We start from the raw sequence: 22,686 nt of genomic DNA on the forward strand, positions 1-22,686 counted from the left end.
AATGTACGTACAAGTTAACCTATCAGGAGATCTTTAATGAGATCTCCATACCCTCTATAACCGTTCAATTACAGAATCCCTTTCCACAAGCTCCGGTTCAAACAAAGTTTCTTCGTAAACTTCAGCCTTCTCGATCATGCCTATAAGCTGTCTGGCAGCCATTTCCCCCATCACTGTCTTTGGATGTGTTAGTGTCGTCAGTTTGGTCCCTGATGCAACAGCTAAACTGGAATCATCAAATCCAATAAGTGAAACATCCTCCGGAACCCGTAATCCACACTGGGCAGCAGCCTCCGTCAAGGTGACCGCGAGCTCGTCGTTGTAGCAGACAAATGCGGTAGGGCGTCCTTCTGGTGCGTTGCCTAGAAGCTGTAGCGCATGCCGATAAGGCAAATCTTTTTTTTGCTCAGTCGTATACGTAACCACATGCTCCGGGGAAACAGCAATACCATATTCCCGCTGGGCTTTCAGGAAGCCCTTAAGGCGGTTTACACCCTGAAGGTCATCTGTTTTAAAGAAGCCGGCAATGACCTTATGTCCATTCTCCAATAAATAACGCGCGGCTTTGTAGCCTCCCAGCTCGTCATCCAACTTAAGGCAGGGACATTCAATTTCCCGGTATTTTTCGTTAATCATTAGAAAAGGTATACCCTTTTCCTGCAAAGACAGAAAATAGCCCAGATTCGGATTGCCCTCAGCACTCTTGGTCGGCTCAATAATAAGCCCGCTCAGCGGCTGGCTCGTCATGAGCTGAAGACTCTCCATCTCCTTCTCTTTGTTATTGTCCGTGCTGGAGAGCAGAAGGCGGTAGCCGCGACTCCGCAGCTCCGCTTCTGCTCCCCGGACAATATGAGGAAATATATAATCTGAAATATAGGTTGTTATGATGCCGATAGTCTTCACTTGCTCACTTTCACGGCGCTGGGGATTTCTTGCAAACGTCCCTTTGCCCTGTATCCGCTCCAGCCATCCGTCCTTTTCCAGCTCGCCGAACGTTTGCCGAACCGTCTGCCGACTCAGCCCGAACTGCTCAGCGATTTCATTCTCGGAAGGAACCTGCTGACCAGGCTCAAGCCGTCCAGTTTCAAACCAGGATAACATCTCATGTTTCAGCTGCATATATTTTGGAATCTTTCGATTGTTCATTCACTCACCCCAACGTTCGCTCTCTTTATCTTTATTCGATATTGTATCATAGCATGGGCGAACGCTGTCAGATCAAATTAGCGCAGACGATATGCAGCGTCACTCCAACGCAGTTCATTTTTGAAACGCTGAACCGATGTATCTTTATCAATGATGACGGCTTCGATCCCAACCATTTCAGCCCAGTCTGATAGATTTTCAGCTGTAATGGCATATGAGAGAACGGTATGATGAGCGCCTCCTGCCAAAATCCACGCTTCTGCCGATTCACGCAAGGAAGGCTGCGGTTTCCACAGCACGCGGGCAACAGGCAACTTCGGCATTGGCTTCTCAACTTTAACTCCATCCACCACATTGACAAGCAATCGGAATCGGTGTCCCATGTCGACAAGAGATGCATTGACTGCAGGTCCGTCCTGACCGTCAAACACGATGCGAGCAGGATCTTCCTTGTCCCCAATGCTTAGCGGATGCACCTGGATCGATGGCTTCGTTGCCGCAATACTCGGACATACTTCCAACATATGCGAACCCAGAATCATATGGTTGCCCGGCTCGAAATGGTACGTGTAATCTTCCATAAAGGATGTGCTCTTGTTATCTGCAAGCACCTTCAGTACGCGTGTTAGGGCAGCCGTCTTCCAGTCGCCTTCTCCACCGAAGCCATAGCCTGCTTCCATCAAACGCTGTACCGCGAGGCCTGGAAGCTGCTTCATGCCGTGCAGATCTTCGAACGTTGTTGTAAATGCACCGAAGTTACCTGCTTGAAGGAAACGTTTCAGAGCGATTTCAATCCGCGCCTGATAAGCAATGGAATCACGAGCCGGACCATCGCTCAATCCTTCCTTGGTAATTGTGTACTGGTCAGCGTACACTTCCAGAAGTGATTTCACTTCAGCGTCGCTCACATCGTTCATGATCTTCACCAGGTCACCGATCCCGTAGCCGTTCACAGACCATCCGAATTTGATTTGCGCTTCAACTTTATCGCCATCCGTAACCGCAACTTCACGCATGTTATCCCCAAACCGGGCTACTTTCAACTTGCGGCTCTCTGCATAAGCTGCTGCTGTTCTCATCCAGCCCGCAATAGAACCGCGAACTTCGCTATCTTCCCAATGCCCCACTACAATCTTACGGGCAATGCCGAGTCGTGCGCCGATATGTCCGTATTCACGGTCACCGTGAGCGGATTGGTTCAAATTCATGAAATCCATGTCCATCGTTTCCCAAGGGATATCACGATTGAATTGAGTGTGGAAATGAAGAAGCGGTTTTTGCAGCTGAGACAAGCCTGCGATCCACATTTTTGCAGGAGAAAAGGTATGCATCCACGTAATAATTCCTGCACAGGACTCGTCGCTATTTGCTTCGAGAATCAAATTGTATATTTCATCCGGAGTTGTCACAATCGGTTTAAACACGACCGGATAGCTAAATACCGGATCTTTATCAAGCTCAGCCGCTACGATACGGGAATGTTCTGCTACTTGCTCCAATGTTTCAGGTCCATATAAATGCTGACTGCCGGTAACAAACCAAAAAGAATGCGGTTTCATGTTCATGAATATAACGCCTCCTAAAATAAATGCTTACTCACTATCTTGTACATACCTTTAAAGAAAATAGTTTCATAACCTCTATATTGTACGTACAAGTTGTATTACTCACATTGTATACTCACTCTTGAAAAATAGCAAGATAGAATGTTAAGGATAGGAGACAAAGGCAAAGAGGCTGACAGGCTAAAATATTTCAGCCTGTCAGCCTCTTTATTACTCGGATTAATTAGAACGACTTCCCGTATCCATATTTTTGTACAAATTTACGATTTTTCATTTCCTAGAATGGTCAGGTTACGGAGCATGGGGTGTATCAGAAACTTTCGAGGAATAAATATGTGTTGGTACAATATCCGGATAATCCGTAATTATTCCATCAACCCCTGCCTGCAGAAGCGGCGGAATTTCCAGCAAATGCTGTACATCCCAGACGAACACTTTCATACCTGCATTATGAATTCTTCGGATATTCTTTTCATTTGCGGCAGCAATCGAAGGGTTTACATAATTGGCAAAAGTGGTAAACTTCCGTATTCGTTCATTCGTCAGTTCCAATGGATTGGATACCAACACAGCGAGAGGAATGTCAGGAAGAATCTTATGAAATCGCTGAAGTGAATCAATATGAAAAGACTGTACAATAAGTTCTGGATGCTTTCCAGAGAATTTATCAAGTCCGTACTTTCGTATAAGATCAGCTGTCTTTTGTTCAATGCCTGGATTAGCTGCAGGTGACTTCATCTCGATCAAAAGCGGTATTTTTCCGCCAAATCTCCTCAATATTTCGTCCAACGTCGGTATCCTTTGTCCCTTAAACCTGGAGTCATACCAAGAACCCGCATCCAACTTCTGAAGCTGGTTCAACGTCATTTTGTGCACCAGACCCTTACCAGTACTTGTTCGGTTCACTTTAGTATCATGAATAACAACCACATGACGATCACTGCTCAGCTGCACATCCAACTCAATCATATCAACCCCCATGTTGCATGCATGTTCGAATGCGGCCATTGTGTTTTCCGGGGCATAGCCGGATGTTCCCCGGTGGGCGATTCGGAGTACATCACTATGCCGTTCCATCAACCATGTATTGGGTGTTTTTTTTTCCAAGGATATATATGCACTACAGACAGTTAGACTTAAGCTGACCACTGCCACAATGACAGACCATGATCCTCTTTTCAATGATGTTCATCCTTCCGTCAGGAATAGCTCTTAGGTCCTTTGTTAGTCGGCTATAGCTTTCCCGAAGTCAGGCATTCCATGAGAGCTTATGTCATCCACCAACAACAAAATTATACAAGGTTAGCTGATGAATTTATTTATCCGGAATAAGATAATTCTCTGATCACATATGAAATAAATGAATATTATGTTCATTTTATATCTAATGACTTGCAATATGAACGTAAATGGAGTAATTTGTACTTATATGAACGTCATTTGTTCATGACTACATGGTTGAAGGAGATAATACAAAATGGAAAGACGTTACGCTTCACATCCTAATGAGGTCAAACAATTCGACACTGACCGGCTCCGTAAAGAATTTCATATCCCTACTCTATTTACCCCTGACAAGCTGGAACTGGTTCTCTCCCATGAGGATCGTCTCATTGTTGGTGGTGCTGCTCCTGTAAGTAAAGAAGTTAAGCTCGAAACGGATCTTAAAGAATTGGGTGTTTCCTACTTTCTGGAGCGCCGTGAGCTTGGAATTATCAACGTAGGTGGACAAGGATCGGTTGTTGTAGACGGAACAGAATATAAGCTGGATAATAAGGAGTGTCTGTATGTTAGCATGGGCACCAAAGAAGTTATTTTTAAAAGCACTGATGCCAAGCAACCGGCCAAGTTCTATTTGAACTCTGCACCAGCACATAAGGAATTTCCAACATCCAAAGCTACTCTTGAAGAAGTTGATTCCAGTGCACTTGGCGATATTAAAAATTCGAACGACCGCGTCATTTACCGTTTCATTCATCAGAATGGCATCCAAAGCGCACAGCTTGTAATGGGAATGACCTTTCTCAAAACAGGTAATATGTGGAACACAATGCCAGCCCACACCCATCCGCGTCGTATGGAGGCGTATCTGTACTTTGATCTGCCGGAAGATGCTGTCGTATTCCATCTGATGGGTGAACCTTCAGAAACTCGCCATATCGTCATGAGAAATGAGCAAGCGGTTATTTCACCGAGCTGGTCTATTCATAGCGGCGTCGGAACTAGCAATTATACATTTATTTGGGGAATGGCTGGCGATAACAAAAAGTATGATGATATGGACCCAGTCTCCATGAAAGAATTAAAATAAGAGTAATCCTCAAACGGAAGAGTTGAAAATGAAATGAACCCTATAAGACGATACGAAAACATAATGGAGCTGCTGCTGACCCATAAGGAAGTCACGGTGGCGGAACTAAGCGAGAAGCTGCAGGTTACCGGGAAGACGATTCGCGAGGATCTGACGAAGCTGGAGGAACAAGGGCTGATTGTCCGGATTCATGGCGGAGCGATGCTTGCCCAAAAAGATCAATTCGGCATACTTCCGTCAAAAGAACCGCTAACCAAACACGCAGATGAGAAAAGTGAGATTGCCGAACTGGCACTGCTTCATATACAGCCTGATGATATCATTGCTCTCGATGGTGGCAGCACGACGCTTGAAATTGCACGCAGGCTGGCTAATGAGCCATTGACGGTAATTACCAACGATGTTTATATCATCAGCGAGTTGGCGCCCAAAAATAATATCCGTCTCGTCGTTCCCGGTGGTTACCGTGTTCGAAACATGCTTGCCGGTCCCGAGTCGGTAGATTATGTAAAGCAGTTAAACATTCAGAAAGCTTTCGTATCGGCCACAGGGGTGCATTTGGAACATGGCCTTTCCATTTATACAGGAGATTTGATCGATTTCAAAAAAGCGTTGGTCAGTACTTCGCGAGAGGTGTTTGCTGTGGCGCATCATCAAAAATTCGGACAAACGGCGCTACGTACTTTTGCCGCATTAGATGAGTTGACATCGATCATTACGAATCAGGGACTTCCGGCTGAAACAGCCGAGCTGTTCCGCAATGCCGGCATCTCCATTGAAATGCCAAACTAATGCTTAAACACAATACCTTGCAATGTATAATAAAAAGGAGTGTTTCCCATTATGAACAGCTTTGACTTAACAGGCAAAACTGCATTGGTTACCGGAGCTGCCCGCGGGCTTGGTCAAGGTATCGCTACTGCTCTTGCTGCTGCAGGTGCAGATGTTGTTGCCGTATCCTATAGTTCAAGTGAAGAAACCTTACAAATCGTCCGGTCACATGGCAGACAAGGTGATGATATTGTAGTTGACCTGAGTGATCATTCCAAGCTTCAGGAAACTTTTGATCAGGCACTTAAGCTTACAGGACATATTGATATTCTCGTTAATAACGCTGGCATCATTCGCCGGACACCGGCAAAAGATCATAGCGCCCAGGATTGGCTCGATGTTATTGACCTCAATCTAAACAGCGTATTTCTTCTGTCACAAATCGCCGGAAACCATATGATCGCCCGAGGCAGCGGAAAGATTATTAATATTTGCTCGATGCTATCTTATCAAGGCGGAATCAATGTACCGGGATATACTGCAAGTAAACACGGGGTTGCAGGTCTTACAAAAGCTTTTGCTAACGAGTGGGCTGCAAGCGGTGTTCAAGTTAACGGTATCGCTCCAGGCTACATCGAAACCGATAACACAGCGCCTATACGCCAAGATCCGGAACGGACACAGTCAATCACAGACCGCATTCCGGCTGGTCGATGGGGTACACCGAAGGATATCGGAGGTCCTGCTGTCTTCCTGGCTTCTTCCGCATCTGATTACATAAACGGTCACGTCCTATGTGTCGATGGTGGCTGGATGGCCAGATAACCATTTCGGGAACCAGCATCCTAATATTTAAATAACAATCATCATTATTCTTTAAAAATCCATCATCAGTTATGTGACTTCATCTTAAAGCTTAATCTGCCCCGGATTTCCGGCGCAGATTAAGCTTTTTTTGGTATGGATCCCCCTCGATAGAACGAATACATCGCGATGTTTAGGATAACCTAATCCTTAACTATGGATCGGAGTCAATCTGGAAAGGATGGATTAAATGGGTGGACAACATTATTCCATAAAAACATTGCTGATTGTGATTATTATATTACTTGCACTTCCGGGGTGCGGTCAGAAAAGTTACGACAGAGTTCCAAACCCAAATATGGGTGTAGGTCAGCTTCGGGTTAAAACCGGAGGACTCTTGCAAAATGCAGCACTTCAAGACACACTTCGCATCGGGACAGAAGGCAATTATCCTCCGTTCAGCTATCATGGAACTGGCGGGAGATTGACTGGATTCGATGTCGAGATCGCTGAGGAAGTTGCCAAACATATGGAGATGAAGGCCGTCTTTGTCGAGGCTAAATGGAAGGACCTGCTACCGGGTTTAACAGAAGGGAAATATGACACCGTTTTTAACGAAGTAGCCGACAACCGGAATCGACGCGCCTTATATGATTTCTCTAATCCGTATATGACCTCTACCCCAGTTCTGGTGGTACGGTCAAATGAGAAGAAAATCCGGACTTTTACCGATTTGAAAGGAAAGACGGCTGCTGTTGAATCGGTTGGAGAGTATCAGCAGATTGCTGTCAAATATAAATCCAAAGCTGTAGTAACAAAAGATTTTACAGAGGCAGCTGACCTGCTTGTGAATCGAAAAGTGGATGCCGTGCTCACGGATAGTTTATCTATACTGAATCTGCGACAGCAAACCCCCGATTTGCCTGTGAAGACGGCTGATTCCCTGGACTATGTTAACCAGGTATGCGCTGTCTTTGCGAAGGGAAACTCTGACCTTGTAGCTGCGGTCGATAACGCATTGGAGACCATGCAGGCAGATGGTAGCTACTTGACTATATGGAAGAAATATTTCGGTGATTCCCCGTCAACATACAAAGGAATTATAGATCGTGAAAGATAGATCACAGCAGTAAAAAGCCCTCCGGTTTATTCCAGAGGGCTGAATTATAAGTCCGTTTTTAGCTTTTCGTCTCGCTTGCTTCTTCCGCCTTCTCATCGTCAACCTGAGCTGCTACTACAGCGCGCGGAATATTAACTGATGCAAGAATCTCTTCACCAGTTGCCATCAATGTTATACCTGACGGAAGTTTAAGATCAGCAACTGTTAGTTTATCGCCAATCTCAAGCCCGGAAACATCTGCTTCAATCGTTACCGGAAGATCTCCTGGCATTCCTTCAACTTCAAGCACTATTTCCTGAATTTGCAAAATACCGCCACTTTTCGTGCCTATAGCTTCTCCCTGATACTCCAGAGGAATTGAGACACGAACCGACTTATTCATCGAAATATGCAGGAAATCGACGTGTATTACTTTTTCTCCACGTTTCTGAACATCTTTAATCAGTACGGGAACCGGGTCAGATCCTGGAATGTTAAGATCAAACACTTCGGAACGTCCTGTCTGAAACAGTCTTGCTGTTTCTTTCAGATTAACGGACACCGGAATGCTTTCCGAATCCGAGCCGTATACAACTCCGAGAAGACCTCCATTTTGACGAATGCGGCGGCGTGAAGCCCGCGTAAATTCATTCCGAATTTCAGCTGCTAGTTGAACATTGTTTCCTTTTGACGACATGATTTACATCCTCCTTATTATGAAAACAAAGTCTAACTAATCATTACCCTATTTCCTTGGTAGTGAAACAATTATTTTTTCTTTGATTTTATAAGAAAACACACTTAGTCGTAGTTTTTTGCGAGATAAGGATGCCGTTTACTCCGATATTTATACTTTTCTTATCTCTTAAAAGGAGCCTTCCGATTATCGGAAGGCTCCTTTTGCTTAGTTTAACTGGCTAAATCTGAAAGGGAACTCCCTTCCCCGCTTCCGTTAATCACCTTGATCTTCAACAACTTCTCCCCTGGAGGAAGCACGATAAAACGGTCTTGGTCCCACTCTCTCGCTTCCCAGTCGTTCAAGCGGACAATACAGCCGATTCGATTCACATCAGATGCCGCACGAATTATTGCTGTAACTCCTCCATCATCCTTTTGTGTAAAACCAATCTTGCCATCCTTTACACCTGTACCCCATACCCATAAGTTCCATCCGTCATACTTGTCATCTGCACGCTCATATTCCAGTTCAATGGTGACAAGATTTTTTTTCGGCCGCTGCTTATCTGCACGTAGTACCATCACTGACAATCCCGGAACAGCGATCTCGGAGGTGTCGACCGTCATAAGCGTCTCTACTCCTGCTTTCTTCTCATTCACCACCACATTCCAGCAATATGGTGAAGCAGGCAGATCCAACATCGTTTCGTTGCAGCCTCCATTAACGATGACAACAATATCACTCCAACTATCTCCATTTGCATGGTTATTCAGGTGGTAAGCCACCGTCTGATCGCCGCAGTGAATAATCTCCATATGATTTTCAATCTGCTCACGATTATACATCCTGAAAGCTGAATGTGCCCGACGCAGATCCAACAGTCCTTTATAATATTGATAAACAGGAAGAAAACGCTCTTTATTTATCCACCTTATGGCGTTAACCACATCTCCGCTCCGGTAGCTGTTATGATCGCCAAACTTACTTCTCAGCAGTTCGTCACCTGCGTGAATAAGCGGAATTCCCTGAGATAATAACACAATACTGTTGGCGAGCAAACTCCGGCGCACTGGCTCCGAATCCATGATATCGTGATCCGAAACAGCGAAATAAGGCCGGCAATCGGACACTTTTTCCCAAATGTCTCCGCCATCTGCAGGAGCTCCATTATTAATGTGAAGTAATCCCGCTTCATCCCCCTTCCCCATGGAGGTGAGAACCTTATCCCACAAATTTAAATTATCATGCACAGTCACGTAGTTGATTGTCTCAGAGGCATCTTGGGTAAAATCGTGGATCGATCCCATCATGCCTTCAGCTACAGCTCCCGCACACCAAGGTTCCCCAGTAGCAAATCCTTTGCCACTTCCGTCATTGTCACCTTTAATCGCATGACGATAGTGATCGTTAAACACGGCGAAACCTTTCCCCTGCTGTGTTCCCTTGACAGTCTTATTTGGCAGCGGGCTGTCCCCTGCTGTCCAAGGCTCTCCATAAATTAAAATAGACGGATTTACCTCACGTCGAAGCTCTTCTACGATCTCATAAATGGTCGTCGTATCTATTAGTGCCATGAGATCAAACCGGAAGCCGTCCATGTGATATTCCTCAGCCCAATAGCGCAGTGAATCTTTAATATATTTTCGTACCATCGGTTTTTCAGTCGCCAGTTCATTACCTACTCCCGACCCGTTGGACAGGCCACCGTTCCCATCTTGACGGTAGAAGTATCCGGGAACAATCGGTTCGAACGGTCCGTCATCTACGGTATAGGTATGGTTGAACACCACATCCATAATGACTCTAATACCCTTATTGTGAAGTGCCTGTATCATTTCTTTACATTCTCGGATACGAACCTCCGGCTTTGTCGGATCGGTTGAATAAGAACCCTCTGGTACGTTATAATTTTGCGGATCATAACCCCAGTTGTATTCTTGCCCCGAATAATCAGGGCCTGTTCCCTCAAGCTCATTAACCGTCTTAAAATCAAATATGGGCAGTAAATGCACATGAGTTACGCCCAGCTCAGCCAGATGGTCAATCCCCAAGCTGTTACCATGCTCATCACTTAAACCCGTTTCTGTAAACGCCTTGTACTTCCCTTTATATTTCATACCGGAATCCGGTGACATAGAAAAATCCCTTACATGCAGTTCATACAGCACTGCATCTGTCGGCTGTATCAATGAAAGCCGCTTATCGAGATCCCAGTTCTTCGGACGACAGACTTCCGGATCAACGATCGCTCCACGGCACCCATTGGCTGACACTGCTGTTGCATACGGATCTACAGCAAACCGGTATTCACCGTAATCCTGTTCTATTTTGTAAAGATAATATTTGCCTTGCATATCTCCGGCAATAATGAAAGTCCAAATCCCCTCATCTCCAAGGGTCATCCGGATTTCTTGTCCGCCATCATGATTCGTGACTGCCCCGGATTCATCATAATTCCCTGCATCCTCATACAATACAAGGTATACCACGCGGGCCGTTGGTGCCCACAGGCTGAAGTAGCTTTGATTCTTTCCATAAGTTACTCCAAGATTTATATCCGTAATAGGATTGATCATGTCCATACTCATCATTATCACCGTCACTTTTAAAGTGGAATCATTTAATAGTATTGGTGCCTGATTCATAGTACAGACCTCTTTGAGCTGATAAATCGCCTACACTTTCAGTTTATGCTAGGCGGCGCCATTCGGTTTGGGTTTCCGTCTACGATTAAAAAAAGCACCCGTCTATAAAAGACGGATGCTATGAAATACCCTTGATAAAATTTCAGAAACCTTGATCATTCATATAACTTGTTCATTGCTTATTCAGCAGTTACTTGTTTCACAAGCTCAACAACTTCTTCTGCTGTGCGCATATCCAGCGCTTTTACCGCAAGTTCCTGCATTTCTGCACGGGACAGGCGGGAAATCTGGCTGCGCGCTGGGAGGATCGATGTTGCACTCATGCTGAATTCATCCAAGCCAAGACCGAGCAGCAGTGGAATCGCAATAGCGTCTCCTGCCATCTCACCGCACATGCCGGCCCAGCGGCCTTCACGGTGAGCAGCATCAATAACCATTTTCACAAGACGGAGAATAGCCGGATTGTACGGTTGGTATAGATAGGATACCCGTTCATTCATCCGGTCAGCAGCCATGGTGTACTGAATCAGATCATTAGTTCCGATACTGAAGAAGTCCACTTCCTTCGCGAACTGATCAGCCATAACAGCCGTGGATGGAATCTCCACCATGATGCCCAGCTGAATGTTTTCCGATACAGCCGTACCTTCAGAGATCAGCTTACTCTTTTCTTCTTCCAGAAGAGCTTTGGCTTCGCGGAATTCACCCAGTGTAGCAATCATTGGGAACATAATCCGCAAATTGCCATGAACACTTGCCCGAAGCAGTGCCCGAAGCTGGGTTCTGAATATATCCTGACGCTCCAGACATAGACGTACAGCCCGGAATCCAAGGAACGGATTCATCTCTTTCGGCAGATCCAGATAAGGCAGCTCTTTGTCGCCGCCGATATCAAGCGTACGGACAACTACAGGCTTCCCTTCCATTCTCTCAAGTACTGTCTTGTAGGCATTGTACTGAATTTCTTCGGAAGGTAATTTGTCACGTCCCATATACAGAAACTCCGTACGATAGAGACCTACAGCTTCGCCACCGTTATCCAGAACACCGGCTACATCATTTGGCGTACCGATGTTAGCTGCAAGCTCAACATGAACCCCGTCTTTCGAAACCGTAGGCTCATTGCGAAGCTTTCTCCATTCTTCAACCTGCTTTGCATAAGACTCCTGTTTGCTACGATATTCCGCAACCGTCGCCTCGGAAGGGTTAATCAGTACATTCCCCTCAAGACCGTCGACAATGATCAGATCACCGTTTTTCACCAAGGAAAGAACGTTTTTCGTTCCGACGACTGCAGGTATCTCGAGTGAGCGAGCCATGATAGCCGAGTGTGAAGTGCGTCCGCCAATGTTCGTTGTGAAACCTTTGACATATTTACGATTCAGCTGTGCAGTATCCGATGGTGTCAAGTCTTCAGCAATGACAATAACTTCTTCGTTAATCTCTGACGGACTTACATAGTTCAGTCCAAGCAAATGCTTAAGTATACGCTTTGTTACATCACGCATATCAGCTGCACGCTCTTGCAGATAAGCACTCTTCATGTTTTCAAACATCTTGATGAATTGCTCAGCTGTTTCATTCAATGCGTATTCTGCAGTTACCGATTCAGCGGCAATTTTATCTTTAACCGGAGTGATAAGCTCAGGATCATCCAGGATCAGAAGGTGAGATTCGAAAATCTCAGCCTTCTTTTCACCCAGCTCTTGACGGGTCTGTTCCTTGATTGCTTCCAGCTCTGCACGGGATTTATCCAGCGCGGCATCCAGCTTCGCAACCTCACTGTTAACGTCCTCCGCATGTTGAGTTGTTATGGTGTAATCCGGATGCTCCAAGGTAAATGCACGAGCAATAGCAATACCTGCCGATGCCGCGATTCCCTTAATATTATTCATTGAGTTCGCCCAGCCCTTCGTTAATCATAACGTCCGAGAGTGCGGACAGCGCGTCGTTCTCACTTGCTCCTTCCGAGATCAGCGTAAGTGTATCGCCTTGCTCCAATCCCAGAGACAGAACACCTAGAATTGATTTTAAAGTTACTTTTTTACCATTAGCCTCAGCAAAAGATTCTGTATCCTTAAATTTGTTAGCTGTGTTCACCAAAGCTGTAGCTGGGCGTGCGTGGATTCCATCCTCGTCGATAATTCTGAAAGTTTTTTGCATGTTTTTCATCCCTCTTTCTTCATTTTTAAATATTTACCCAAAAAATCTATTTAATCGTAATGATATTGGGTTCACCTGATTTGACGACACCTGTTTTATTGAGCGTCACCGACACTCCCTCAGGAAGATTGGAGAAGATGACTGGAGAAATAATCGATTTAGCATGCTCTTTCACATACTCCAGATCTACTTCCATAATTGGCTGACCAGCCGATACAAGGTCGCCCTCGTTAACAAGCACTTTAAAGCCTTGTCCCTTTAACTTAACCGTATTTACACCAATATGAACAAGCACTTCTTTACCGCCGTCCGACATGATGCCAATCGCATGTTTGCTCGGGAATACATTGAATACTTTACCGTAAACCGGCGATGAAATCATTCCATCATGTGGCAATACTGCAAACCCGTCACCCGTCATCCGTTCAGAGAATACCGGATCAGGCACGTTGGAAATATCCATCAACTCCCCGTTAACCGGAGCGACGATATCTTCCATGATAACAGCATCGCCATCCTGTGCTGCCTGCTGTTCTACAACAGCTGGTTCCTCCTTGGCTGTGGTCGCAGAAGGCGCAGGCGTAATGCCTGACATGATGTCTTGAATTTGCGATTTAATCGTATCCGAACGGGTACCAAAAATCGCTTGAATATTATTACCTACTTCCAGTACACCAGAAGCGCCCAACTTTTTCAAACGAGCTTTATCCACATTCCCCTTATCTTTTACTTCGACACGGAGACGTGTGATACAAGCATCCAGATGCGCAATGTTCGGTTGTCCGCCAAGTGCGTTCAGGATATTGTAAGGCAATTCATCCTTACTGCCTCCACCTGATTCACTGTTCTCTTCCTGCTCGGTTGCTTCCTCACGACCAGGTGTTTTCAGATTGAACTTGCGGATAACAAAACGGAAGCCGAAGTAGTAGATCACGGCCATAACCAAACCAACGATGATAACATTCCACCATGGTGTACGGTTTGGAATAACCCCAAAGATCATATAGTCGATCAAACCACCCGAGAAAGTCATACCAATCTTTGTGTTCAGAATGTGCATGGTCATAAAAGACAGACCCGCAAACACAGCGTGAACCGCAAACAGAAGCGGTGCTAAAAAGAGGAATGAAAATTCGAGCGGCTCTGTGATCCCTGTCAGGAAGGAAGTCAGAGCTGCGGAACCCATAATACCCGCAACATACTTCTTGTGTTCTGGTCTGGCCTCGTGGTAAATCGCAAGTGCCGCAGCCGGAAGACCGAACATCATAAACGGATACTTACCAGTCATGAAAGTACCTGCAGTAAATTCAACACCATCTCGGAGCTGGGCCATAAAAATATTCTGGTCCCCACGTACTAATTGTCCAGCCTGGTTTACGTATTCACCGAACTCAAACCAGAACGGAGAATAGAAGATGTGATGTAACCCGAACGGAATCAATCCACGTTCCACAACGCCGAACACAAACGCAGACAGTGTTAAATTCTGCTCCAGCATGAAGTGGGAAGCGGAGTTCAATCCCGTTTGGATTGGTGGCCAGATTACCGTCATTAGCAAGCCCAGTAATACCGAAGTAGCTGCTGTCATGATTGGTACGAACCGTTTACCCGCAAAGAAGCCCAGGTAGGATGGCAGTTCGATTTTGAAAAATCTGTTGTACATGCTGGCTGCTAATATACCGACAAGGATACCGCCGAATACTCCGGTTGCCAGTGTTGGAATGCCGAGCACGCTTGCATAAGCATTGTCGGTACCGATCATGGACGGTGTAACACCGATCACCGTTCCCATGGTCACGTTCATGACAAGATAACCGATAATTGCGGCAAGACCGGCAACCCCTTCACCCCCAGCCAATCCGATGGCTACACCGACGGCAAACAGCAGTGACAAGTTCGTAAATACGATCTGTCCGGCGTTCATCATTACGGTTGCAACGGATTGAACCCAGACTGCATCGAGCCATGGCGCATATTGGAGGAAGTCTGGATTGACCAGCATATTGCCCAGCCCTAGCAGCAGCCCCGCCGCTGGCAGAATGGCAACTGGCAGCATGAGAGCCTTACCAACTCTCTGCAAAACGCCAAAAAACCGTTTAAACATAAAATTTCTCCTTCCATCTAGTCGTCGAATCAAAGGTGTGGAGGCAAAACTGCAAACCAAAAAAAGGCATAAGCATACACCAGGATTCGGTTAAATCTAATTCTTTATGGGTTAGATTACCCATAAAGGAGTAGAAACAACCAAAAATGACCTGTTATACACTCATGCCTGATCGAATCAGTTACACGTTGATTTGTAGTTCTGTTAATTGACTGTCCGTATTGTAACACCCATAATGTCAGGTTTCAAGTCCATTAGACATACCTCACAAAATATTCACCAATTATTCACCTTGCTCTTTTCTTTGAGCAAGTCTCTGCAGATGGATACTCAAATACCCCGCTTCTGCCGGATAGATCGGTTTTTTCAGACGATGTTCCATCATCTTGGTTAGCTTCCAGGCGAGCGCATACATTTCAGGATATTCTCGCTTAAGGAGACTATCGAGCCCACCCGCTTCTTCGACAGATTCTCCACGCCGTATTCTCTCCAAAGCAAAACGCAGATGAGTAATCAATCTGGAGTAGTCAAGAGAATTCCGAGGAATGTTGTATGCCAGCTTATCTTCAACCACCTTTACGAGATCCGATACAAGCTCAGAGTACTTCCTAACTTCTGAAATATGTTGGTTTGTCAGTGCCCCGTGAAAATGAAGAGCGATGAAGCCGACTTCATCTTGCCCAAGATCAACACCAATCCGCTTCTTTATCGTCTGTACCGCATATTCAGCCATCTCAAATTCTTCAGGATATAATTCCTTTGTCTCATACAAAAAAGGATTATGTATTAAAAGACCTTGTGCATGACGTTTAATAGCAAATGCAATATGATCGGTCAAAGCAATGTGTATATGCTCGTTCAGCGGCCCACTACTGGATTTCGTGGCATGGAGGATGATATCATTCATGGCTTCAATTAACTGTTCATCAATCTGGGGTACCAGCTGTTTATACTGCTCCTGTTCCTCAGGTTTGGTCAGAATAAACATCTTCTCTACGGCTGAGAGCGTTATCATATCATTCGTCTTACGGTTAAAACCGATCCCCTTGCCGATCACGACAACCTCATCATGTTGAGGATGTTTTGCTATGATTACATTATTATTCAATACTTTAGCCACTCGTAAGCTGCTCACATCCGCACCCCATTTGATAACACATATATCTCGCTAATTCTAACAGATAACTGCTGATTCAGCAAAGACAAGTATCTTCCATTAGGTGGAGCGAAAAACGGACGGCTCTTTAGTCAGAGCCGTCCGCTGATAGTTATTGTTCTTCTTTAGCTGCGCCCACTTCCATCGTTACCCGCTCTGGTTCAATAGCAACCGGCTTCTGGGCCGGAGCCGCAGGACGTTTCGTCAAGCTTTGAATCAACTGCTCGACATCGATTCCCGATACACTTTTCAGCATTTCAGGAGCGGTGGACATCAGTTCTGTTACATAATTACTCACACGAGCCGCTCCCTCGCCCTTACCGGTATCTACTACCGTCAGTTTATCAATGGAAGCAATTGGCTGGGCGATTTTGCCGGCAAGCTCAGGCAGCATCTTGACAATAATGTCGAGCACAGCTGCTTCTCCAAATTTTTGGAATGCTTCAGCCAGCTTTTCTTTTGCATCTGCTTCTGCCAAACCGCGCAGACGGATAACTTCTGCTTCCGCTGTACCTTTGGCGCGTTCGGCATCTGCCACTGCTTGACCTTCCAACCGTTTCTGCTCAGCAGAAGCTCTGGCCTGAGTCTCGATAGAATATTGTAAGGCATCAGCTTCTCGCATTTTACGTGCTTTATCCGCCTCCGCAGCCTGCTCAACCGCGTAGCGGTCAGCGTCGGCTTTTTTCTTCACTTCCGCATCATACTGCTTCTGACGAACCACAATTTCTTTGTCCTGAAGATCGATTTCCCGCTCTTTTCGGACGAGTTCCACCTTCATTTGCTCTTCCACCATCGTCTGTTTGGCTCTGGCTTCTTGAATATGGTATGCCTGGTCGGCTTCTGCTTTCGCAGTATCCTGATCCCTCTTAAAAGAGGCTACTTTCAGTTCTTTCTCTTTAGCCGCCTCGGCAATGTTCGTATCGCGCAGCAGTTCGGCCTTCTGACCTTCTTCTTCTGCACGTGCTTTTTGAATACGAGCATCCCGAACTGCCTCAGCTTCGGCGATTTCCGCATCACGTTTTACCGTTGCGATCCGCGGCTTACCAAGCGCCTCCAGGTAACCATGCTTATCGCGTACATCTTTAATGGTAAAGGAAACGATTTGCAGGCCCATTTTTTTCAGATCGCGGGCAGCCACGCCCTGCACTTCCTGAGCAAATTTATCCCGGTTACGATATACTTCCTCGACAGTCATCGAACCGAGGATGGCACGCAGATGACCTTCCAGCACCTCCTGGGCTTCACCCTTCAGCGCTTCAATCGGTTTACCTAGGAACTGCTCGGCTGCTGTCGCCACATCTTCAATAGAGCTTCCAATCTTGATGATCGCCACCCCGTCTGCCAAAACCGGAACACCTTGCTCCGTATAAACCTCTGGCGTCATGACATCAAGCTTGTGGGATAAAAGTGAAACAAATTCCGACTTCTGAAATACCGGTAAAATAAAAGCACCGCCGCCGCGGACGATTTTGATTCTACGCCCGGACTCATCTTCTGAAATATTTTTACTGCCAAGAAACGACCCAGTTACAATCATCGCTTCATCCGGACTAACCGTTTTGTAACGGGCCCAAAAAGCCAGACCCAATACGATAATGACCCCTACAACAATGGATGGTATGACCAAATACTCAGGTAAGTTCATAATCATCTCCCTTTCGCTCTTCCAGCTCGGATACTCTCAGGACACCATCGGCCACTTCCACGACAACTATCCGGACCCCGGCAGCCACTGGCTTTTTGTCAAAACTGGAGGCAATATGTAGTGTATTGCCCGCGCCAACTCTCACCATAACTTCACCATAACCTTCAGCCGGCAACGGGACCGTAACTTCCCCGATTTTTCCAGGCAGTTCGCGTATGGAAAATCCTGTAGAGTTTTCACTGTTCTCCATCGGCCGCACATAACCGAAATACACCGCGATCGATAACAGAATAGCAACAAGCAAAGATATTACCACCTGCGGCATTGAGGATAGGCCGGTGTACTTTACCAGCATGATGCCTGTACCTCCAAAAACAGTGACTCCCGCTGCCAGTACTACTGGCTTAAAGAAATCAACGGACAGAAAATCCAGCACCCCGTCCATCGCTCCACTTAGAACATCTCCAAGTAGCACCGTCACAACGGCAAACAATACCCCACCGATCAGACATCCCCAAAACAGCGCCTCCATTTTGACTGCCTCCTTCAGAATCCCTCACTGTATATAACAAGTAATACGGAATAAAGTTTACTTCGTTTCAAAAAATTACCTCGATCTACATGATCCTCACTTATTTATATTCGATTTTTAACAACAAGAAACCTGCTCATGATGAATGAGCAGGTTTTCAAATATTTTTATACTAAAGTGACATTTTGTATATCTCTACCACATTTTCCCGTTGCAGCTTGCGGAAATTTCCAAACGGACCAAAGCGTACTGCTTTATCTGCCATCACTTCAATATCACTTCCGTCGATATCATAATCAGACAATGTGCTTGGTGCCCCGATAGATGTCCAGAAATCACGCAGAGCCTGGATTCCCTCGAGACCCGCCTCCTTATCTGTTTTACCTGCTTCATCAATGCCGAATACATTTACAGCCAGACGTTTGAAGCGCTCTGGATTAACATCGATATTATAAGTCATCCAATTCGGGAACAGAATCGCAAGACCTCCGCCATGTGGAATATCGTATACCGCAGATACGGCGTGCTCGATGTTATGAGTGGCCCAGTCGCCTCTGAGGCCCATGCTGATCATATCGTTCAGTGCCATCGTTCCGCAGTACATAATCGTCTCACGGAGCTCGAAGTTCTCCAGATCATCAATAAGTTTAGGTGCTGTTTCGATAACGGTCCGAAGAATCGTCTCACAGAAGCCATCCTGAATCGGAGTATTGGTATCTAGATGAAAATAGTGCTCGAGCACATGGGACATGATATCCACCATACCGTAAACCGTCTGGTCTTTTGGCAATGTAAATGTATGTACCGGGTCAAGGATCGAGAACGCTGGGTATGCCAGCTTGCTGCCCCAGCCCATCTTCTCCTTCGTTGCTTCATTGGTAATGACTGACCCACCGTTCATTTCCGAACCGGTTGCTGCCATCGTCAGAACCGTACCAAGAGGAAGAGCATCCTGAGGAACTGCCTTACGCTCCACAAAATCCCACATATCGCCTTCGTATTTTGCGCCAACAGCAATCGCCTTGGAGCAGTCCAGAACACTTCCACCGCCAACGGCGAGAATCAGATCAATATGATGCTTGCGGCATAACTCTACTCCTCGGTGAACTGTCGACAGGCGCGGATTGGGTTCAACTCCGCTTAGTTCAGTTACTTCGGCTCCGCACTCTCCAAGCAGAGATACCACTTGGTTATACAACCCGCTGCGTTTAATGCTGCCTCCACCATACACAAGAAGTACTTTTTGTCCATATTTCGGTACTTCTGTTTTCAGAGTACTTAGCTTTCCTTTACCAAAGAACAATTTTGTCGGATTATAAAACTCAAAAGGTCCCATGCCATTTCAACCTCCAATAACTTATTCTCATAATGAAATCAACGATTTAATTATACTCTCCTGTTCTTTCAAAACCAAACAGCCGCAGTTCCGAACAGGAACTGCGGCTGTCACTATTTCGTTATTTCATTATCCAGCAATTACTCAGCTGAATATCCCGTACTTTTGAGGAAGCGGCAGAATGCCTCACGGCCCTCCGCTGTATGCTTATAGACACCGGCCTGTTCAAGTATAGTCGTGAAAATACCGCCAACCTCGTTTCGGATCAAATCCACGGCCTCACTTTTAGTTATTGTTGCTCCCGTTCGCTCTTTCAACTGGTCAATCCAGTCACGGTGAACCGCAAGTGCGTGACCTTCCGACTGTACCGCTTCATACAGCGCATCATTTCCTGACAAAATATCCGCGATTTGATCCAGCTCCACCTTTAGACGTCCAGGCAGTATTGCCAGCCCCATGACTTCAATCAGGCCGATATTTTCTTTCTTGATATGGTGCATTTCGCGATGTGGGTGAAAAATCCCCTCTGGATACTCATCGTTCGTCCGATTGTTACGGAGCACCAGATCCATCTCGTATATGCCCTCATCGTTCCGGCGCGCAATCGGAGTCACCGTGTTGTGACGGACCCATTGACCATTCACCTTGCTGCCCGCCTCGATATCCGCAGAGGGATCACTGTAACTTTTCCATGATTCATAAATATGATTTGCACATTCAAGCAGCATGTCCGAGTCCTTCGAGGATAAACGGATAACTGACATTGGCCAGTTGACAATACTGACTGAAACATCCGGATAGACCTCATTTTTGAATCCGGCTACTTTTGGAGCATTTTGAATCGGAAATGTATGCCGTCCGCCTTGGAAATGATCATGTGTCAGGATCGATCCGCCAACAATCGGAAGATCCGCGTTTGACCCAAGGAAATAATGAGGATACGTTTTAACAAAACAGAGCAAGCGAGCTAGCGTATCTTTTGTTAATTTCATCGGAATATGATCATGATGGAGCACTATACAATGCTCGTTATAGTACACATAAGGAGAGTATTGAAAAAACCACTTCTCCTTGTTCAATTCCAGCGGAATCACTCTCAGATTTTGCCGGGCCGGATGATTGACCCGCCCTGCATAACCAACATTCTCACGACATAGCTGACATTTCGGATATACAGGTGGAGGAAGCAGCTTCGCCATAGCGATTTCTTTCGGGCTCTTTTCCGGTTTGGACAGATTGATCGTTATTTCGATGTCCCCATACGCACTCGGATGCTTCCAATACTCATTTTTAGCCACCCGGTCCATCCTGATGTAGTTAGAGTCGATGCACAGTTTGTAAAAATCGTTCGTTGCCGCTTCGATACCGTGCTTCTGCCCCGTCTGATTGAACGCATGAACCACCTCGGAAGGACGAGCCATCAAACGTCCCATAATTTTGGCGTTCAGCAAATCACGGTAAGTGTCCGTATTCTCAGGAATCATTCCATTTACAGCGGCATAATCGATCAAAATATCCAGCAGCGGCTGCGGGCCGTCAAGCATCTCCTCGTTCACCGATCCATCGTATGGCTCACTGAAACCGAAGTCTTCCATGAGCAGGTTACGGCTGTAATCGTAATCTTCTTCCTGGATTAATCCCTTGCGCAAGGCAAACAGAACAAGACGTTCTATCGCGTGCAGAGTCTCTTCCATTTCGGGAGTTCTTGCTGTCAGGTTTTCCATCGTTAGTCCCCCTTAGTTGTCACCATACCCCTGTGGATGGCTATTATGCCATCTCCAGGCGCTTTCAATGATATCCTCCAGCTTGTTGTAGGAAGGACTCCATCCAAGAACAGTGCGAGCCTTCTCGGACGAGGCGACCAGAACAGCCGGATCACCGGCACGGCGGGCTTCCATCACAACCGGAATGTCACGTCCGGTTACCTGTTTCGACGTATCGATGACTTCTTTTACCGAGAAGCCGAGCCCATTACCCAAATTGAACACATTGCTGTCCTCACCGCGGCGCAGGTAATCCACTGCACGGATATGTGCGTCAGCCAGGTCACTTACATGGATATAGTCTCGGATGCAGGTACCATCAGCCGTAGGATAATCCTCACCAAATACGGAAATGTGATCACGCTGTTTCAAAGCCGTCTGAAGCACAAGCGGAATCAGATGACTTTCCGGACGATGATCCTCGCCAATTTTGCCGCTAGCATGGGACCCTGCCGCATTGAAATAACGCAAAGATACGTATTTAATGCCCAGCACCTTATCAAACCAGGACATCATTCTCTCCATCATCAGCTTCGTTTCGCCATATACATTCGTCGGCTGGGTGCGGTCCTTTTCTTCAATAGGCACCTTCTCCGGCTCACCATACGTCGCAGCTGTGGACGAAAATACGATTTTGCGTACACCGGCCTCATTCATCGCGTCCAGCAGGCATAGTGCACCGTTAACGTTGTTGTCATAATATTTCACGGGGTCCTTCATACTCTCGCCGACAAGAGAACTGGCCGCAAAATGAATAACAGCATCAATTTTATTCTCGGCGAACAGCGCTTTCAACAACGCCTTGTCGCGCAAATCCCCCTCATAGAGCTTTCCACCCAAAAGAGCTTCCCGATGCCCTGTTTCCAGACTGTCGATCACAACAACTTCCTCACCGCGCGTAAGCAGCTCAGCTACAGTATGAGACCCGATATATCCGGCACCGCCGGTAACTAAAATCGCCATATTA

At 46.2% G+C, this 22,686-nt stretch carries 18 protein-coding genes; 4 read left to right on the top strand and 14 right to left on the bottom strand.

Going from position 1 to position 22,686, the window contains the following annotated elements:
- Nucleotides 1–54 precede the first annotated feature (54 nt).
- From AC2TF5_RS20375 to AC2TF5_RS20385, 3 genes are all read right to left on the bottom strand, one after another.
- Nucleotides 55–1,146, bottom strand: a complete 1,092-nt coding sequence (locus AC2TF5_RS20375) for a GntR family transcriptional regulator (RefSeq protein WP_491298969.1) — start codon at nucleotides 1,144–1,146, stop codon at nucleotides 55–57.
- A gap of 77 nt (nucleotides 1,147–1,223) precedes the next feature.
- Nucleotides 1,224–2,711, bottom strand: a complete 1,488-nt coding sequence (araA, locus tag AC2TF5_RS20380) for an L-arabinose isomerase (protein WP_491298970.1) — start codon at nucleotides 2,709–2,711, stop codon at nucleotides 1,224–1,226.
- 291 nt (nucleotides 2,712–3,002) lie between these two features.
- A complete protein-coding gene (locus AC2TF5_RS20385) occupies nucleotides 3,003–3,893 on the bottom strand; it encodes a glycerophosphodiester phosphodiesterase (protein ID WP_491298971.1) in 891 nt (296 codons plus the stop codon).
- A 295-nt stretch (nucleotides 3,894–4,188) separates the two neighbouring features.
- On the opposite strand from AC2TF5_RS20385, the gene kduI reads away from it, so the two are divergent.
- The 4 genes from kduI (at nucleotide 4,189) to AC2TF5_RS20405 (ending at nucleotide 7,717) form a co-directional block, all read left to right on the top strand.
- Nucleotides 4,189–5,022, top strand: a complete 834-nt coding sequence (gene kduI / locus AC2TF5_RS20390; RefSeq protein ID WP_491298972.1) for a 5-dehydro-4-deoxy-D-glucuronate isomerase — start codon at nucleotides 4,189–4,191, stop codon at nucleotides 5,020–5,022.
- Between the two features lie 33 nt (nucleotides 5,023–5,055).
- A complete protein-coding gene (locus AC2TF5_RS20395) occupies nucleotides 5,056–5,814 on the top strand; it encodes a DeoR/GlpR family DNA-binding transcription regulator (protein ID WP_491298973.1) in 759 nt (252 codons plus the stop codon).
- Between the two features lie 51 nt (nucleotides 5,815–5,865).
- Nucleotides 5,866–6,618, top strand: coding sequence for a 2-dehydro-3-deoxy-D-gluconate 5-dehydrogenase KduD (kduD, locus tag AC2TF5_RS20400; protein WP_491298974.1), 753 nt, complete (start codon nucleotides 5,866–5,868; stop codon nucleotides 6,616–6,618).
- 229 nt (nucleotides 6,619–6,847) lie between these two features.
- Nucleotides 6,848–7,717, top strand: coding sequence for a transporter substrate-binding domain-containing protein (locus tag AC2TF5_RS20405; protein ID WP_491298975.1), 870 nt, complete (start codon nucleotides 6,848–6,850; stop codon nucleotides 7,715–7,717).
- Nucleotides 7,718–7,775: 58 nt separating this feature from the next.
- Here the strand turns inward: AC2TF5_RS20405 and AC2TF5_RS20410 are convergent, their stop codons facing one another.
- From AC2TF5_RS20410 to galE, 11 genes are all read right to left on the bottom strand, one after another.
- Nucleotides 7,776–8,393 carry a 50S ribosomal protein L25 gene (locus tag AC2TF5_RS20410; protein WP_491298976.1) on the bottom strand — a complete coding sequence of 206 codons (618 nt, stop codon included), beginning with the start codon at nucleotides 8,391–8,393 and terminating at the stop codon, nucleotides 7,776–7,778.
- A 212-nt stretch (nucleotides 8,394–8,605) separates the two neighbouring features.
- Nucleotides 8,606–11,020: a type I pullulanase gene (gene pulA, locus AC2TF5_RS20415; protein WP_491298977.1), complete on the bottom strand. Its 2,415-nt coding sequence runs from the start codon at nucleotides 11,018–11,020 to the stop codon at nucleotides 8,606–8,608.
- Nucleotides 11,021–11,199: 179 nt separating this feature from the next.
- On the bottom strand, nucleotides 11,200–12,915 hold the full coding sequence (ptsP, locus tag AC2TF5_RS20420; RefSeq protein WP_491298978.1) for a phosphoenolpyruvate--protein phosphotransferase: 1,716 nt from the start codon (nucleotides 12,913–12,915) through the stop codon (nucleotides 11,200–11,202).
- Complete coding sequence (locus AC2TF5_RS20425) at nucleotides 12,908–13,183, bottom strand: HPr family phosphocarrier protein (RefSeq protein ID WP_208915211.1); 276 nt, start codon at nucleotides 13,181–13,183, stop codon at nucleotides 12,908–12,910. The genes ptsP and AC2TF5_RS20425 overlap by 8 nt, the downstream gene beginning before the upstream one ends.
- Before the next feature lie 46 nt (nucleotides 13,184–13,229).
- Entirely contained in the window at nucleotides 13,230–15,287 is a 2,058-nt protein-coding gene (ptsG, locus tag AC2TF5_RS20430) for a glucose-specific PTS transporter subunit IIBC (protein ID WP_491298979.1), read from the bottom strand.
- A 283-nt stretch (nucleotides 15,288–15,570) separates the two neighbouring features.
- Nucleotides 15,571–16,422: a glucose PTS transporter transcription antiterminator GlcT gene (gene glcT / locus AC2TF5_RS20435; RefSeq protein ID WP_491298980.1), complete on the bottom strand. Its 852-nt coding sequence runs from the start codon at nucleotides 16,420–16,422 to the stop codon at nucleotides 15,571–15,573.
- 133 nt (nucleotides 16,423–16,555) lie between these two features.
- Nucleotides 16,556–18,088: a flotillin lipid rafts scaffold protein FloT gene (gene floT / locus AC2TF5_RS20440; protein ID WP_491298981.1), complete on the bottom strand. Its 1,533-nt coding sequence runs from the start codon at nucleotides 18,086–18,088 to the stop codon at nucleotides 16,556–16,558.
- A complete protein-coding gene (locus tag AC2TF5_RS20445; protein WP_491298982.1) occupies nucleotides 18,075–18,620 on the bottom strand; it encodes an NfeD family membrane protein in 546 nt (181 codons plus the stop codon). The genes floT and AC2TF5_RS20445 overlap by 14 nt, the downstream gene beginning before the upstream one ends.
- Nucleotides 18,621–18,792: 172 nt before the next feature.
- Nucleotides 18,793–19,956 carry an iron-containing alcohol dehydrogenase gene (locus tag AC2TF5_RS20450; protein WP_491298983.1) on the bottom strand — a complete coding sequence of 388 codons (1,164 nt, stop codon included), beginning with the start codon at nucleotides 19,954–19,956 and terminating at the stop codon, nucleotides 18,793–18,795.
- 140 nt (nucleotides 19,957–20,096) lie between these two features.
- A complete protein-coding gene (locus tag AC2TF5_RS20455; RefSeq protein ID WP_491298984.1) occupies nucleotides 20,097–21,680 on the bottom strand; it encodes a UDP-glucose--hexose-1-phosphate uridylyltransferase in 1,584 nt (527 codons plus the stop codon).
- A 12-nt stretch (nucleotides 21,681–21,692) separates the two neighbouring features.
- Nucleotides 21,693–22,682, bottom strand: coding sequence for a UDP-glucose 4-epimerase GalE (gene galE, locus AC2TF5_RS20460; protein ID WP_491298985.1), 990 nt, complete (start codon nucleotides 22,680–22,682; stop codon nucleotides 21,693–21,695).
- Nucleotides 22,683–22,686: the final 4 nt, after the last annotated feature.

Source organism: Paenibacillus sp. JNUCC 34, assembly GCF_058269055.1.

Excerpts from the sequence above, each read along its gene's own strand:
- AC2TF5_RS20375 (WP_491298969.1), bottom strand. The coding sequence starts at position 1,146 with ATGAACAATCGAAAGATTCCAAAATATATGCAGCTGAAACATGAGATG.
- araA (WP_491298970.1), bottom strand. The coding sequence starts at position 2,711 with ATGAACATGAAACCGCATTCTTTTTGGTTTGTTACCGGCAGTCAGCAT.
- kduI (WP_491298972.1), top strand. The coding sequence starts at position 4,189 with ATGGAAAGACGTTACGCTTCACATCCTAATGAGGTCAAACAATTCGAC.
- AC2TF5_RS20395 (WP_491298973.1), top strand. The coding sequence starts at position 5,056 with ATGAACCCTATAAGACGATACGAAAACATAATGGAGCTGCTGCTGACC.
- kduD (WP_491298974.1), top strand. The coding sequence starts at position 5,866 with ATGAACAGCTTTGACTTAACAGGCAAAACTGCATTGGTTACCGGAGCT.
- AC2TF5_RS20405 (WP_491298975.1), top strand. The coding sequence starts at position 6,848 with ATGGGTGGACAACATTATTCCATAAAAACATTGCTGATTGTGATTATT.
- AC2TF5_RS20410 (WP_491298976.1), bottom strand. The coding sequence starts at position 8,393 with ATGTCGTCAAAAGGAAACAATGTTCAACTAGCAGCTGAAATTCGGAAT.
- pulA (WP_491298977.1), bottom strand. The coding sequence starts at position 11,020 with ATGAATCAGGCACCAATACTATTAAATGATTCCACTTTAAAAGTGACG.
- ptsP (WP_491298978.1), bottom strand. The coding sequence starts at position 12,915 with ATGAATAATATTAAGGGAATCGCGGCATCGGCAGGTATTGCTATTGCT.
- AC2TF5_RS20425 (WP_208915211.1), bottom strand. The coding sequence starts at position 13,183 with ATGCAAAAAACTTTCAGAATTATCGACGAGGATGGAATCCACGCACGC.
- ptsG (WP_491298979.1), bottom strand. The coding sequence starts at position 15,287 with ATGTTTAAACGGTTTTTTGGCGTTTTGCAGAGAGTTGGTAAGGCTCTC.
- floT (WP_491298981.1), bottom strand. The coding sequence starts at position 18,088 with ATGAACTTACCTGAGTATTTGGTCATACCATCCATTGTTGTAGGGGTC.
- AC2TF5_RS20445 (WP_491298982.1), bottom strand. The coding sequence starts at position 18,620 with ATGGAGGCGCTGTTTTGGGGATGTCTGATCGGTGGGGTATTGTTTGCC.
- AC2TF5_RS20450 (WP_491298983.1), bottom strand. The coding sequence starts at position 19,956 with ATGGGACCTTTTGAGTTTTATAATCCGACAAAATTGTTCTTTGGTAAA.
- AC2TF5_RS20455 (WP_491298984.1), bottom strand. The coding sequence starts at position 21,680 with ATGGAAAACCTGACAGCAAGAACTCCCGAAATGGAAGAGACTCTGCAC.
- galE (WP_491298985.1), bottom strand. The coding sequence starts at position 22,682 with ATGGCGATTTTAGTTACCGGCGGTGCCGGATATATCGGGTCTCATACT.